This is a genomic window from Pedobacter sp. FW305-3-2-15-E-R2A2 (assembly GCF_038446955.1).
In the GTDB taxonomy this organism is placed as follows: domain Bacteria; phylum Bacteroidota; class Bacteroidia; order Sphingobacteriales; family Sphingobacteriaceae; genus Pedobacter.
This window is the reverse complement of the sequence record NZ_CP151803.1, coordinates 6311664-6325272: the sequence shown is the minus strand read 5'-3', so window position 1 is coordinate 6325272 and position 13609 is coordinate 6311664. Positions and strand designations below refer to the sequence as shown.

Annotated in this window: 14 protein-coding genes and 1 tRNA gene; 9 read left to right on the top strand and 6 right to left on the bottom strand. The window is 40.7% G+C overall.

Features of this window, described 5'->3' with window-relative positions:
- Positions 1–41 precede the first annotated feature (41 nt).
- The 5 genes from AAFF35_RS25510 to AAFF35_RS25490 all read left to right on the top strand — a co-directional run bounded on the left by AAFF35_RS25510 (position 42) and on the right by AAFF35_RS25490 (position 3652).
- Positions 42–605 carry a Crp/Fnr family transcriptional regulator gene (locus AAFF35_RS25510; protein ID WP_342329344.1) on the top strand — a complete coding sequence of 188 codons (564 nt, stop codon included), beginning with the start codon at positions 42–44 and terminating at the stop codon, positions 603–605.
- Positions 606–764: 159 nt separating this feature from the next.
- The gene (locus AAFF35_RS25505; protein ID WP_342329343.1) at positions 765–1160 is read left to right on the top strand and encodes a hypothetical protein; all 396 of its coding nucleotides are present in this window, start codon (positions 765–767) and stop codon (positions 1158–1160) included.
- A gap of 103 nt (positions 1161–1263) precedes the next feature.
- A tRNA-Phe gene (locus tag AAFF35_RS25500) sits at positions 1264–1336 on the top strand.
- A 147-nt stretch (positions 1337–1483) separates the two neighbouring features.
- Positions 1484–2092, top strand: coding sequence for a hypothetical protein (locus tag AAFF35_RS25495; RefSeq protein ID WP_342329342.1), 609 nt, complete (start codon positions 1484–1486; stop codon positions 2090–2092).
- A gap of 12 nt (positions 2093–2104) precedes the next feature.
- Positions 2105–3652 carry a WG repeat-containing protein gene (locus AAFF35_RS25490; RefSeq protein WP_342329341.1) on the top strand — a complete coding sequence of 516 codons (1548 nt, stop codon included), beginning with the start codon at positions 2105–2107 and terminating at the stop codon, positions 3650–3652.
- A gap of 133 nt (positions 3653–3785) precedes the next feature.
- Here AAFF35_RS25490 and AAFF35_RS25485 read toward each other — a convergent pair whose 3' ends face one another.
- The 3 genes from AAFF35_RS25485 to AAFF35_RS25475 form a co-directional block, all read right to left on the bottom strand.
- Entirely contained in the window at positions 3786–4919 is a 1134-nt protein-coding gene (locus AAFF35_RS25485; RefSeq protein ID WP_342329340.1) for a PepSY-associated TM helix domain-containing protein, read from the bottom strand.
- A gap of 61 nt (positions 4920–4980) precedes the next feature.
- A complete protein-coding gene (locus AAFF35_RS25480; RefSeq protein WP_342329339.1) occupies positions 4981–6213 on the bottom strand; it encodes a hypothetical protein in 1233 nt (410 codons plus the stop codon).
- Positions 6214–6228: 15 nt separating this feature from the next.
- Positions 6229–8577, bottom strand: a complete 2349-nt coding sequence (locus AAFF35_RS25475; protein ID WP_342329338.1) for a TonB-dependent receptor — start codon at positions 8575–8577, stop codon at positions 6229–6231.
- Positions 8578–9073: 496 nt separating this feature from the next.
- Here AAFF35_RS25475 and AAFF35_RS25470 point away from each other — a divergent pair, with 496 nt between their 5' ends.
- Positions 9074–10306 (top strand): right-handed parallel beta-helix repeat-containing protein, encoded by a 1233-nt coding sequence (locus AAFF35_RS25470; protein WP_342329337.1) that lies wholly within the window; start codon positions 9074–9076, stop codon positions 10304–10306.
- Positions 10307–10346: 40 nt separating this feature from the next.
- Positions 10347–10589, top strand: a complete 243-nt coding sequence (locus AAFF35_RS25465) for a hypothetical protein (RefSeq protein WP_342329336.1) — start codon at positions 10347–10349, stop codon at positions 10587–10589.
- A 68-nt stretch (positions 10590–10657) separates the two neighbouring features.
- On the opposite strand, the gene AAFF35_RS25460 is transcribed toward AAFF35_RS25465, so the two are convergent.
- The 3 genes from AAFF35_RS25460 to AAFF35_RS25450 are packed head-to-tail and all read right to left on the bottom strand — an operon-like array spanning position 10658 to position 11841.
- On the bottom strand, positions 10658–10897 hold the full coding sequence (locus tag AAFF35_RS25460; RefSeq protein WP_342329335.1) for a hypothetical protein: 240 nt from the start codon (positions 10895–10897) through the stop codon (positions 10658–10660).
- Positions 10898–10925: 28 nt separating this feature from the next.
- A complete protein-coding gene (locus AAFF35_RS25455; RefSeq protein ID WP_342329334.1) occupies positions 10926–11348 on the bottom strand; it encodes a hypothetical protein in 423 nt (140 codons plus the stop codon).
- Positions 11349–11352: 4 nt separating this feature from the next.
- A complete protein-coding gene (locus AAFF35_RS25450) occupies positions 11353–11841 on the bottom strand; it encodes a CHRD domain-containing protein (protein WP_342329333.1) in 489 nt (162 codons plus the stop codon).
- A gap of 151 nt (positions 11842–11992) precedes the next feature.
- Between AAFF35_RS25450 and AAFF35_RS25445 the strand changes: the two genes are divergently transcribed.
- Both AAFF35_RS25445 and AAFF35_RS25440 read left to right on the top strand, forming a co-directional pair.
- The gene (locus tag AAFF35_RS25445) at positions 11993–12604 is read left to right on the top strand and encodes an RNA polymerase sigma-70 factor (protein WP_342329332.1); all 612 of its coding nucleotides are present in this window, start codon (positions 11993–11995) and stop codon (positions 12602–12604) included.
- A 5-nt stretch (positions 12605–12609) separates the two neighbouring features.
- Entirely contained in the window at positions 12610–13608 is a 999-nt protein-coding gene (locus AAFF35_RS25440; protein ID WP_342329331.1) for a FecR domain-containing protein, read from the top strand.
- Position 13609: the final 1 nt, after the last annotated feature.

The following is a 13609-nucleotide window of genomic DNA, read 5'->3' as shown; positions in this document are numbered from 1 at the left end:
AATGAGCCAATTGAAAAACTATCTTTGAATAAAATAAATGCATGATTGAATTGCTCCTGAAATGTCTTAAAGATAATTTTGATTTCCCCCTGGAGGAGTTTTCAGAGATTAAAACACATTTTGTTTTCTATAAAAAGAAGAAAAAGGATTTCCTGCTGCGGGAAGGCACTTTGTCAAAGGACTATTTTTTGATCCTGGATGGTTATGTACGTACGTTTTACCTGTCGGAAAATGGAACGGAGGTAACGATTGAACTTTTAGGAAAAGGAGAGTTTGCAGCGTCAATGTACAGCATATTAAAAGGAGCAGCTTCTTTTGAAAATATTCAATGCCTTACGGATTGCCTGGTCGTGAAGATTGCAGAATCTTCCTTTGAGGCCTTAGCTTTAAAAGATCCCAGGTGGATTCAGTTTGGAATGAAATGCCTGAAGACAGCTTTGTTAAAAAAAGAAGAAAGAATCCTGACCTTCGGAAAGCTAAAAGGTAAAGCACGTTATGCCAGATTAATCAAAGAAAAACCGGATTTTGTGCAGCATATTCCGGTTCAGCACCTTGCTTCTTATCTGGGAATGAAACCAGAATCTTTAAGCCGCATCAGAAGCTAAGGTTCATTTTCCTAACAATTGTTATTTTTTATATCTGCAGTTCTGCAGAGTTTTGTGGCGGGGTCAAGGCTTGCTTAGTTCTCTTTTAAGAAGTTTTTTTACTTAACACAACTTAATAAGGTGTCTGGTTTATCCTGAGAAATGATCTCTAAAAATACAATGGAAGAATTTGATAGAAAAATACCAGCTGGCGCGGTAGGGTATTTTAGAAATTGTCTGAAAAACGGAAATGTGGAAGACGCATTAAGTTGTTTCGATAGTCAGGGACTGTATATAGACCGCAGTGGTAAAGAAATGAAGGGTTTGCAGCAAATTGAAATGGCGATGAAAAGTTTGTGCATACTGAAGCCTTCAATCGTCGGATCAGCGGCACATGTTTCAATTGTGGAGGACCTCGCCATGTGGCTGGATAAATGGACCATGACTGGTAAAACCCCGGATGGTCACCCTTTGGAGATGAATGGACATACTTCCTGCATTTTAAAGAGAAATGAAGCCGGAATCTGGTTGTGGCTGGTAGACAACCCTTTCGGTTCGGCAATTCTGGAAGATTAGCGAAACAAAATCAGTATTTTAAATTATTTTCAAAAAAGATTTTGTTTTTAGAAAAAAGAGCCTACATTTGCAATCCCAAACAACGGGACAAGAAATAAAAAACGGTGCGGTAGCTCAGTCGGTAGAGCAAAGGACTGAAAATCCTTGTGTCGCCGGTTCGATCCCGGCCCACACCACTTCAAAAGCTTCAGAGAAATCTGGAGCTTTCTTGTTTTAACCCAATTCCTATAATTTAGTCCTGCATATTTTGGTTCGGTTCCTTGTATCGTGATGGATAAATATTAACTTGGCTTCCATATAAAACTTTATTAACGCACTCCTTCATGAAAAAGATTATTCTTTGGGCAAGCTTAACGGTGTTCCTGATCGCACTGGTTTATTTTCTTATACCAGCTCATATTTATCAATCCCTACTTTATCTCATTGCCATCGCAGGGCCTTTGGCTATCGGGATCTGTGTGCTTGCGCTCTACTTGCTGATCACTGATTATATAAGAACCGATGGAGGCAAAAAGAAAGAAAACGAGAACAAAGAGGACTCTGGTTATGAAGGGTATTTAATGACCGCAGTTTTTCTGATCTGTCTTTTTGGCGGGGGCTATCAATGCCTTGTACGTGAAACCAATCTTGTAAAAGAAGAATTGGAGAAAAATGGTGTTTTTACGTTTGCAAAAATTGTAGATGGCAGTTCCTTCTCTGCCCGGAAATTAGACCTTAGTCATATTGAAGTGGCTTTTACACTTGAAAATGGTCAGCCAGGGTATACGAGTATCTCGATCCCTAAATCATTTTTTAACCGGCTTCATCAGGATCAGGAAATTCCGATTGTTTACTCAAAAAGGCACCTCTCGGTAAATACGATTATCACTACTCCCGAAGAACTGGAGCGTTATCAAAATAAGGAAAACCCAAATACAAAGACTTCGCTTTAAACCATAGCTTACATGGCAAAAAAAACACTTTTTAAACTACTTTTTGTCTTCCTTTTGATCGCCCTGACAAACGATCTTCAGGCACAGAAATTCAAAACTGATCGTTACGGTTACGTGGCTGATCCGGCATTTCATGAACTGATCAAACAGCGGAATTATCAAATCGTTTCCGCGTTTGATACCGTAATCGTTGAGCAACAGCCTAAAATATTAGCGACCGTATTTAAGGCAAATGTCGCTTTTCATATAGATCTGGAAGGTCAGGAATTTCCTTATTACAATGAGATACCTGCAATGATCAAAGCCCGGGAGCAGGCATTACGAAAACCTTATGAGGATGCAAAAATGAAATTCCATGCCCTCACGCGCGCAGATCCACGATATGAAAAAGTGAAGACGGGTGATTTGTATGGACTAATCAGAAAGTCTGATGGCAAAACAATTCTGAAAACTGAATACCAATCACTGGATGTCTCGCTGGCCAATTTTATCATTATTAAGCAAAATGGCCAGTATGGCGCAGCTGATACTCTGGGAAATGTATTTATAAAACCAGCATATGATATTGTTGATCCATGTATGGCAGACTCCAGTGGAATCAACTTCTTTATCGCATTAAAAGGTGGGAAGTTTACTTTGGTCGACAGAAAAGGCAAAGCTTTATTCCCTCCCAAATACCAAAAAATTGATCCTTTTGCAGTATATGATGTATTATTTACAATCAACTCAGTCAAGGGGGAGTTACGTTGGGGATTGATCAGTAAGACCGGGAAAATTCTTTTTGAACCTCAGTATACAGAGATGGTCAAAGTCGAAGGAATGGACTTTATCAAAGCGTATGTCCCGGAAACCCAAAAGTTTGGATTGGTAAACAGCCGTGGCGAGGTCATCCTGGAGCCTGTTTATGATCGTGTAGAAACTTCATCGGAAACTGGTTATATGTATCTTGAAAAAGGCGGTAAAACAGGCCTGATGGATAAAAATGGTAAAATTTTGGTTGGGAGCCTATATGATAAATTATGGGTAGAGCCGGCAAATGGCTTAATTGGGGTAGGAAATAAGCAAAGCGGATCAGCATCGGGTAAGTATCAATATGGATTGCTGAACTACCAAAATAAGCTTGTCGTTCCCTTAAGCTATGACAAGCTCAGCCAAATTGGGGAGTTTTATTTGGGCCAAAAAGGCGGGAGCTATTATTTATTAAATAAAAACGGACAAGTCTTACGTCATTACGAATATACCTATATGAACGACAGCAATGGTTATTTAATCGCATTTGATAAGAATAAATGTTACGGTGTGATAGATGTCAAAGGTAAAATCGTGGTGCCTTTTAAATATTCGAACCTGAGAGGCATTGGTGGCCATTATTTTGCAACGCCCGAAGGTATTTATGATCCGGAGGGCCGGCAGGTGCTAAATGGGGATTACACACGGAGTAAATTTACTAATAATTTAAAGTTGAGAGCAAAAGGTGTTTTTCTGTTCACAGGTTTTGATAAAGAAAGTTTTTCCGATAGGTATGGAAATCAATTTGATCCAAAGAGATCAGTTCAATAAAGTTTTCTTTCTCCAATTGCCTCAGCTTAATATGGAGACATTGCAGGCGCTAATAGACTGATACATCAAAAGGGGATAAACAGGGCTTTCTCAGTCCGAATTATCCCCTTTATTTTTTCTTAGATTTTGTGTTTTATGCAGCTACCAATACTTGCTTTGGCTTCTTTTTACTCTTTTTCTTTTTCCCCCACCAGATATAGAATCCGGTAATCGGTAAACTGGCACAGATCAGGCTGGCTAAGAAGTATAGAATTTTGGTGGTTAATCCACCAATCGCACCTACATGTATCGCATAATTGAGCTTACGCACCTGATCGGGGAATTTAAGGTCCCCAAGTCTTTTGGTAGAATTTGGCAGAAGCTCCAGGGTCAGGGGATCAAAATTAAGGTCCCTCCAGAAGCCCATGGTCATATCCGTACAGGCATAGATGGCCTCATCGGGCTCTTCTGCGAAATGTATAATGACCTGGTCTTTGTTATATAAAGCAATTTCATTGACTACTTTATTATAAATCAAGTCTGCATTTTGTAAGGAGCTCTTCACTGAAGGACCGGAGACTTCTACTTTCTGCCTTCTTGGCCTTGAACCATTTTCACCTCCTGTTAGCCAGTAAACGCCTTTACCGAACCAGGAGAAGCTCATTACCAGGCCGGTAACTGCCATTAGTACGGCCAGTAAGAGAGAATAGAAGCCCAATACGTTGTGAAGATCATAGTTTACCCGTTTAAAACGTGCTTTCCACTTGATTTTAAAACTTTGGTCGCGGGTAGATTTGGTCCATTTTTTTGGCCACCATAAAATGATCCCGCTAATCAGCAACAGAAAGAAGACGAAAGTAGACCAGCCTACAATTTGTTTGCCCAGTTTACCTTCAATCCAGAGGTGCCGGTGCCCCTCATCCATGAAATGAAAGAAATCTTCATGATCAACCATGGCAATGACTTCTGCAGTATATGGATTTACATAGACCATTGAATCTGATTCATGGACGCTGAAATGTGCGGTACGGTTTTCTCCATGATACCATACTGATTCAATATGTTTTCCAGGCAATGCCTGCTCCACTGCACGGTGTAATACTGAAGGGGCTAATACTTTAGCATCTTTAGGTCGTTCGGCATGAAGCCATGGATAGGCAAGGCTTTTGATTTCCTGTTCAAATACCAGGACGCATCCGGTGATGCTGAGAATAACGACTACAATTCCTGAAGCTAATCCCAGCCAAAGGTGTAACCATGCGTTTATTGCGGATAGTTTGGATTTCATCTCTTAAAATAAACGGCAGAGCAACCGTTGAGGCTGCTCTGCCGTGATTTATTGGTAGTTATTATCTTAACTTATAAAGCACTGGGGTATCTCCATCGCCACCTTCAATTTTTGCTCCTTTTGTTAGTTTATCGGTACCAGGATCATATTCCCAGATGTAAATTGCATCTGCTTTAGCATCGTTTACAGCGATATAGGCTTTTCCATTTTTAACGATCGCTGAGCGGGAATTCAACAAGCCTGGAAAGTCAAGTTTTTTTACGATTTGTTGTGTATTTACATCAACCACAATGTATTCCCACATTGGTTTATACCACCAGTCATTTTTCTCTTTAACTACATTTTTGGCATCACGGGCATTGATCAATAATGCCTTTCCGTTTCCAAGGTATTCTACACCAAGCTGATTGTCACCTTGACTAAGCGCACTGATGTTAAAGAAATATCCTGGATCTAAAACTGTAGAACCATCCTTAACACGGTAAAAACCGGTAGGCATATTAGGTTTGTTTCCGCCTAGCATTGGCATAGGATGGGTCAGTATATAGGTATTCCCCTGATCACTGAATTTGTGGAAATATCCATTACGTAAAGCACCTGGAGGAGCAGAACGCGTATCCTTTCCTGTAATCTTAAAATTAGTCAGGCTTGGATAGTCAACAGATGCGGTGTAAGCGGTATCGTAAGTAAGTTCGGTCACTTCGTTTCTTACCATAAAAGTCAGGAATACTTTCCCACCTTGCGGAGTAATGGAGTTTACAGATAAGGTATGGTCTTTTGGTAATTCTTTTCCGGTATCAAATACACCACTTTTTACGATGGTCATGTTGTCTACATCGATTACTGCATATTCGCTGTTGCCACGTCCACCGATCATCAGGGTTTTATTGTCTACCCAGGTATGCCATCCAAGGTATAGATAAGACATCGCTGAAAATGGAATCTCTTTTATGGTTTGTAATACTCCGTTTTCGAAGTTGTATTTCCCAAATTTGCCGCTGTTTGGCTCAACGGTATAGAAATATTTTCCTTGCTGGATGATGTTCTCACCCCAGGTAAAAATATTGGTTACATCAGTTCCTTTTCCTACAGGGGTAATTACACCCGACATTAAATCATGGATCGGCAGGAGGTATGAACCTTTAGATGTACTGTAATGTATGGCAAATTCTGGTTTGCCTTCCGGAGTGGGGCCAGTGTCTCCTCCTTTAGATTTGCTGCAGGCAGTAATTGATGCAGCAACAAATAATGCACCTGCAACAAGCAGACTGCGGTTCTTGGTTTTATTAAACATACTTATATTGATTTATTAAAATGAATTAATGTTATATCGGAGCTTTAAAAAGAATGCCCTTCCAGGTTTTTGCTGTTTGAATACATCATAGGCAATTTGGTCGGTCAGGTTGCGGGCCTCTCCGGTGATGTTGTAGCGGCCATTCTTTAGGGAGTAAGTAAGCGCGATGTTTTGTACCCACTGGGCCGGGATGTAATCTTTAGTTTTCGCATCCCCTAATTTTGACCAGCTTAAGGAATAATCGTTCACAAACTGCATATACCAGTTAAACTGAAGACGGTTGCCTTTTTTACCAAATACATTGCTTTTTCCTACGCTTACATCGGTATTTCCATACAACCATGGTTCGTTCGGAGTACGGCTGCCATAGGTTATCTTTTCCCGGTTAGTTCCTTTAACATATCTTTCACGATCCACTGCGTCATAATAGCTCATGTTTACCAACGCGGATAATAAATCGCCATAAGTGTATTTTAGCTCAAAATCAGCCCCTTTTATTTTTATTCCGCCTTCATTTGCTGATTCGGAATAGGCTCCCTGAGAATTGGTGTATGGTCTTGAAATGATGTAGTCTTTTGCGTTTCTATAAAACACGGATCCATCAGCGCTAAAACGGTGCTTGCCAATTGTTTTACCAAAGAAAAGACCCAGGTTAAAATTATCGCTGTTTTCAGGCTTAAGCTCACTGTTACCGATCACGTCCAGGCCATTTCCGAACAATTCAACCATACCAGGGAGTCTGTAAGCATGTTCATAAGAGGCTTTGATGCCCAATTCTTCTGTTATTTTATAAGTTGAAGCCAGGCCGTATCCATAGTATGCTGCTGTTTCAGCAGGTTTATTTGCGTCCGGTCGGCCACTGAACCCAAAGTATTTACCAAAAAATGAATTGGTCAGTTTGTTGTTAAAGAAGTTTTGCTGATAATTTAAGCCTAGGACTGTTTTGTTGACACGATTGGTTTTGTTGTAAGTCTGGTTGTAAGGGTCTATCTCATCGTAACCTTCACGGGTAGCACTGTTCAGGTTATAGTTCAGATTGAAAAGGTGTTGTTCAGAAAGCTGATAATTCAGATTTAACTGAACCAAGGCATTGTTGTTATTGTAGTGCAGGATAGATTTATTGCCCATTTCACCTCTATTGGGATATTTTGGATTTGGCAATTCATCTGGTTTACCGTCCCATCGGTAAGAGAAAAAGGAGCTGGTATCTGTTCGCACCTCTTTGCTGATCGACATATTTGCGAAAACGGTAGCCGACAAGCCATCTACTAAGATCCTGTTTTTACGGTAGCGGAAACTCGGAACAATACTGTGGCTGTTGGCATCCACATTTCCATATATTTTCTCTTGTGTGGCACCTGTTTGACGTTCATTCTTTACGTTGTTATAAGTTAAGCCAAATACGGCGATATCTGCCCATTTTTTATCCGCAACGCCCAGTTCCACCTGCCCCATATAAGACTGGTAATCGTTATGGAACCTTTTAGCCGATGACAGGGTATCGAAACCTGATTTGTCTTTGCTGGGAACCTGCAGATACACATTGGCTTTTGGATAGCTCCTCATTTTATAACTGTTGTCGGAATAGTTATAATAGGAGTTTACGTTAACCTTTATACCACTTTTTGGGTAAGTATAGCTTCCGCTAACAGCGGTACGGTGGGTGTTGAAAGAACCGTAACTGTAACTTACATCCAGGGATTTTCCACGATCACGATTCGTGACGATGTTCACTGCTCCACCCAGCGCATCCGAACCCAGATAAGGAGGGACTACGCCTTTATATACCTCTATGCGTTCTGCAATGTTGATCGGAATGTTATTGAAAGACATTCCGCTTCCATAAGATTCCAAAGGAATTCCATCGATAAAAAATTTGACATGGTTGCCTGAAAGTCCATTAATGGAAAAGGAATAATCAGAGCCTAATCCACCCTGTTCGCGGATTTTAACCCCTGTACTTCGGCTTAGAACCTGATTGATATCGGAATTGGTATTGGCATATTGTTTCGTCTCGATCACGTTGACCGCATACCCGGATTCTTTAATCTTCGCCGCTTTGGTCTTGCCGTTAATCGCTACATCCTTTAATTCGTTTTGACTCCCCTTTAAGGAAAAATTTAGGGACCTGGCTTCCGATTCTTTAAGTACAACCTTCTGCTCCATCTTTTTGAAGCCTACAACGCTGATCTGAATGGTATAAGACCCGGGTGATAAATCCAGAAACTGGTAATTCCCTTGCTGGTCGGTAGCGACCGTTTTGTTAACAGGAAGCAGCCTGATCGTCGCGAATGGAAGGCCTTCTCTTTGCTCATCGGAGACCTGCCCTTTGATGCTGCTTTTGATTAATTTCTGCGCTTGCACACAAAATATACAGACGCATAGCACGCCTGTTAGCAAGATTTTTTTAATTTGCATTACTTTTAGATGTTTCGATTTAAGAGTAACCCTTTTCAGGGATTGGGTCATACAGCTGCGAACTGTATGGCCCTTTTTAACTAATAATTATCACAAGTCGGCAGTTTCCCCTACGTTATTTAGACTTTTTTTAAATAAGCTTTATTTTTTCCCTTTAACTCCCACTACTTCTTTTCCTTAAATGAGGCTTTTTGTTGCTTTAAGGTGTATTCGCGCTGTTTTTTTGGATTAATGAGTTTATGCGGGTAAATCCTGTGCTCAGCTGAAAAAGCTGAAATGAAATGTTTCATGGACCTTCCGAAAAGTTAGAAGGAGGAAAAGAAGAACTGATTACTACCCTTATATACCTGAATTGGAGCCCCCTTCTTTATGGAATTCATACGCAATTTTATTAAGCGGGGATCATATCCCTGCACTGGCTGCTAAACCTTAAAAACCAAATATGATGAAAACTACCTCCAATTACCTGCTTAGGGCAATGCTCTTTGTCGTATCCTTTTCTTTTGCCTGCAAGAGAGATTCCAGTCTGGATGAAATGAATGCTGCTCCGCTAAAAGCGATGAAAACAACAACCCTTATTTCTGTGGCAGATCATGTCATTGAAACAGGAATGAGTTTATCACAAATTAACGCAGTGATCGCAGGCGCCAGTTCCGGAGAAACGGTGTTGGTACAGCCGGGTACCTATTCGATTACCGGTAAAATTGTGATGAAAGCAGGAGTGTCATTAGCCAAACAAACAAGTACCAACCCCATTTTCGACGCAAGTGCTTCAGCCGTCATTTTGACGATGAGTTATACCACCGACATTAGCAATTGCCTGATTTCCGGGATTACCTTCTGGAACGTTAGGTTTTCTATGATCGGAGCAGCAGGTACTTCTTTTAAATACTGCATTTTTGATTATGGAAAACGTGCCATGAATACCAATAAAACGAATAACCTAAAAGATGCTTACCTGGAATTCAGGGATGCAGACCTGAGTCTTGTGAGCAACTGCGTGTTTTGTCACAGGGCCGCAGATCCGGGCAGGGGAGTCTGGTTGAAAAACACTACGAATTCCAAAATTATCAACAATACATTTGGTAATGGGGGGACTACGGGATATTTTGTGACTGCTATTAATGACAATAGCCAGAGCAATTCCTTAATCGACGGGAATACGCTGAGCAGAAATCCGGGCCTAAGTCTGGTCGACAGCCTCACGGATCATGGAATGTATGCGCATAGTTTTAACGGGTTAACGATTTCGAACAATACGGTTTCCGGATGGCCGGCAAATGCAAGTGGTGGAAGTATTAAAGCCAGGAATGGACAAAACCTGAATATTTCAGGCAATACCCTTAATGATTCGGGAATCCTTCTTTATGAATATTCCAACAACCCCTCTTTTCCTTATTTAAAGTATGTAGTCGTTGCCAACAATACCATTAACATTGCCGGTGCCGCAGCCGATATGTATCATGGAATTGGGTATTACCGAGACAATACCATTCATTCCGAATACTCAATTAATATTTCCGACAACCTGCTGCCTAACGGAACAATTTATGCCGCCGGATCGGCCATTAATGTCGCTGATTTTAATGCTGCGGGCGGTGGCGTATATCATAATGATACTGCAACCGGATATGTATTGCTCAAAACCGGAATCAATAATTCAGGTAATTATTAATTGGTTTAAGACTTTTTTATACGCTTGTTGTCATAAGTTTATGAGGAAAATCTATTCGTTATTCCTGGCGTTGTTTTTATTCAGTTCCTGTACGGCATTGAAAGAACTGCATTCTGAGCGAATGTCGAGGCCCGATTCCCAGTTCAGGGTTCATGCCATCAGTCCGCTGATGAATGGATATTGTCTGCTCAGCGGACAGGATGATGATCATAACCAATATAGTTTCATTGCTAAAGATATTCCACAGACTTTGAAAATAGGCGATGTCTATTCTATGAAATAAAAACAGTAACACTTAAAAAAGACCCGGATGATTTATCGTCCGGGTCTTTTTCATTAGGGGAGCGGGTCTTAACTCTTTTTTGATGGTTTCAGTGGTGCAGGAGCTGCTGGTTTCTGACCTTTGTCTGCTTTACGCTGAGATTTGGTATCTTTTGCCGGAACCTCTTTTTTAACTGTGTCTTTTTTAGCCGGAGCTTGTTTCGGTCTGTTTTGTGCCATCGCACTCATGCCAATGGGCATTACTGCACAGAAGATAGCTGCAAGAATGGAACCTTTTAAAATGGACTGGATGTTTAAATTGCTTTTCATAATGATTTAATTGTTGTTTTAAGGTGTTTTATTGTTCAGCGTACTTTTTTACCTTCCCGTTTTTGGTATGGAAAACGCTGATTTTATCATTTGCCAAATCGATACTCAATGTATAATCGTTATTGGCACAATTGTGTTGCTCACAACCCGTGGTCGATATGATGTTGTTTTCAACGCTGATTGGAGTTTCTGTATTCCAATATTTAATCATGAGGTCGTAATCTTCGCCCAGTAACTGCTGAAGCCTTGGTTTCAGCCTTACATTTTTCAACAATGCAACGTCATTGGGATACCTGCCGGTATAAGCGGCCAGGTCTGCCAGATCAGAACGGATCGGTTTGGCATCTATAATCTCAATTTTTGTATGGCCTTTATTTAATCTCTGCTTTTCAGTACAGGAACCAATCAGGACTATGGTCATCGTTAGGGCTGCTAAAAATATGCGGTTCATCTCTCTATTTTTTAACGAGTAATTGTCCCCTGATTTCACCGGCAGGGAATTTTGTTGAACTGAGGTTAAGGTACAGCTTGTCCTCCAGTAAGGCTTTTTCTCCGGTCTCATTTAATACGACAGAACCGATAGAGGGAAGTGTATATTTGGCTCCTTCTTTCTTCAGGTTGACGACCAATGCTCCCAACTCTGTCGCTGTTCCAAGATGAAGGTTGGCACTTTCCGGATCGATGTTGCTAAAGCGTAGGTTATATCTTAGTGTTTTGTTTGATTTTAGGTAAGTAGCAGAAAATATAGCTGTTGCTGTAGAACCGGTTCCGGTATTGGTCGCATTCACGACAGAAGTAATGTTGTACTCGATTTCTTTTTTATCCGCCGGACGCTGCGTTTTTTTCTTGCAGGCGCTGAACAGGGCGAGTGTACAGCAAATCGTGCTGAGCATTAAAATTGGTTTTCTGAAGGAAATTCCTTTTGAATAGCGGAGTGTTTTCATTGACATAAAAATTAAATTTGTTTTTTGTTACTAAGACACCCCTTGTTTTTAAAAGTCTTAGTCCTTTATTTTTTTTAAAAAACAGGAAGATTTCAGTAGGACTTAAATGACTTTAGGTTGTCATCATGTATATATAGACTAAGGAATACTTATGACTGATCAGGATACTGAGCTCATAGAGGGGATTTGCCGAAAGGATAAACGAAGTTTTGAGTTGCTTTATAAAGGGTATTATAAAAAATTATACATACTGGCATTTCAGTATGTACGTCAGCCGGAAATGGCTGAGGAGCTGGTAAATGATGTCTTCTTAAAGCTTTGGAACGATGCGGAGCAATTGAATATCAGGCAATCCCTGGGTTCCTACTTGTCCAGGTGCATTATCAATACGGCGCTAAACAGCATAAAAAAGGAAAACCGGAAGGCTTTTCATCAGGAAAAATTTCTGTCGGCGTACGAGGAATCTGAAATGGAAAATGACGAAGCTCAAATACTGGAAAATAAACTGATCAGACTGGAGAAGGCATTGGACAGTCTTCCACCGCAGTGTAAGAAAGTCATCATGATGAGCAAGTTTGATAAGTGTAAGCAGCAGGAAATCGCAGATGCCTTAAATATTTCAGTTAAAACAGTGAAAAGCCACCTGACCAATGGGTACGAAAAAATCAGAGTAATGCTCTCAAAAGAACAGGTGCTGTTTTTCTTTCTATTTCTTTTATTCGCAGTTGAATTAAGACTTCTGCACTTAAACATTGTCTTATAACTATCATGGAAGAAATTAATCACCCCAATCAAATCCCTTACCATCTGATCATGGATGAAATGGAAGGGAAAATTTCAGCGGCCGATCTTCAGGAGTTGGAAAGCTGGAAAGCAGCCGATCCGGCGCATTTGCGTAGCTACCAGGAAATTGTTGATATCGCCGATCATGCAGCGTTGCTAACGGCATACCAGGAGGCGGATCCGGAACTGGCCTGGCAAAAGTTTAAGCCCTCGATTCCTGCAGCAGCAAAAATTGTTCGTCTTCATCCGGAAAAGAAAAACGGATTGTTCTTTTTGAAATGGGCTGTTGCTGTAGTCATGGTGATTTCAGGAGCGTTGCTGCTGGCAAATCAGGGCGGATGGATTGGAAGTCAGACCATCAGCACCGGGAAAAATGAGCGGCAGCAATTAACCTTGCCCGATGGAACGGAAATATTTATGAATGCCAACACGACAGTTTCCTATCATAAACGTGGGTTCTTGAAAGCAAGAAATGTGGAACTGGAAGAAGGAGAGGCTTATTTCAATGTCACTCACGACGAGAAAAACCCTTTCTCTATCAAGGTAGGTGACCTCAGTGTAAATGATCTTGGAACGAGTTTCAACCTGAAAGTAGAACCTAAGCAGGTCGTGGTGGTGGTAAATTCCGGGAAAGTTTCTTTGGAAAAAGGTAAGGATGCAGAAAAAATTCTCCTTTCTCCCCAGGACAGAGGAACCTTTAACAAAGAGACGAAGGAAATGAGCTTTGCTAAAAACAATGACCTCAATTATAAGGCATGGCATGACAAAACCTTACATTATGAGAAAGCATCATTAACTGAAGTTTCCGGGGACCTGAAAGAATTATATGGAACACACATTATTTTTCAGGATGCTGCGTTAAAGGAAAGAACATTAAGTGCTTACTTTAAGGATAAGACCGAAGCCGAAATTATGAATAGCATCGGCGAAACACTAAGGTTAAAAGTAACGAAAAGAGCTGGAACCTTTATTTTATCTAATTAAA

Coding starts and splice junctions, on each gene's coding strand:
- AAFF35_RS25465 (WP_342329336.1), top strand. CDS start 10,347: ATGAGGAAAATCTATTCGTTATTCCTGGCGTTGTTTTTATTCAGTTCC.
- AAFF35_RS25490 (WP_342329341.1), top strand. CDS start 2,105: ATGGCAAAAAAAACACTTTTTAAACTACTTTTTGTCTTCCTTTTGATC.
- AAFF35_RS25495 (WP_342329342.1), top strand. CDS start 1,484: ATGAAAAAGATTATTCTTTGGGCAAGCTTAACGGTGTTCCTGATCGCA.
- AAFF35_RS25455 (WP_342329334.1), bottom strand. CDS start 11,348: ATGAACCGCATATTTTTAGCAGCCCTAACGATGACCATAGTCCTGATT.
- AAFF35_RS25470 (WP_342329337.1), top strand. CDS start 9,074: ATGATGAAAACTACCTCCAATTACCTGCTTAGGGCAATGCTCTTTGTC.
- AAFF35_RS25440 (WP_342329331.1), top strand. CDS start 12,610: ATGGAAGAAATTAATCACCCCAATCAAATCCCTTACCATCTGATCATG.
- AAFF35_RS25485 (WP_342329340.1), bottom strand. CDS start 4,919: ATGAAATCCAAACTATCCGCAATAAACGCATGGTTACACCTTTGGCTG.
- AAFF35_RS25445 (WP_342329332.1), top strand. CDS start 11,993: ATGACTGATCAGGATACTGAGCTCATAGAGGGGATTTGCCGAAAGGAT.
- AAFF35_RS25480 (WP_342329339.1), bottom strand. CDS start 6,213: ATGTTTAATAAAACCAAGAACCGCAGTCTGCTTGTTGCAGGTGCATTA.
- AAFF35_RS25450 (WP_342329333.1), bottom strand. CDS start 11,841: ATGAAAACACTCCGCTATTCAAAAGGAATTTCCTTCAGAAAACCAATT.
- AAFF35_RS25510 (WP_342329344.1), top strand. CDS start 42: ATGATTGAATTGCTCCTGAAATGTCTTAAAGATAATTTTGATTTCCCC.
- AAFF35_RS25460 (WP_342329335.1), bottom strand. CDS start 10,897: ATGAAAAGCAATTTAAACATCCAGTCCATTTTAAAAGGTTCCATTCTT.
- AAFF35_RS25505 (WP_342329343.1), top strand. CDS start 765: ATGGAAGAATTTGATAGAAAAATACCAGCTGGCGCGGTAGGGTATTTT.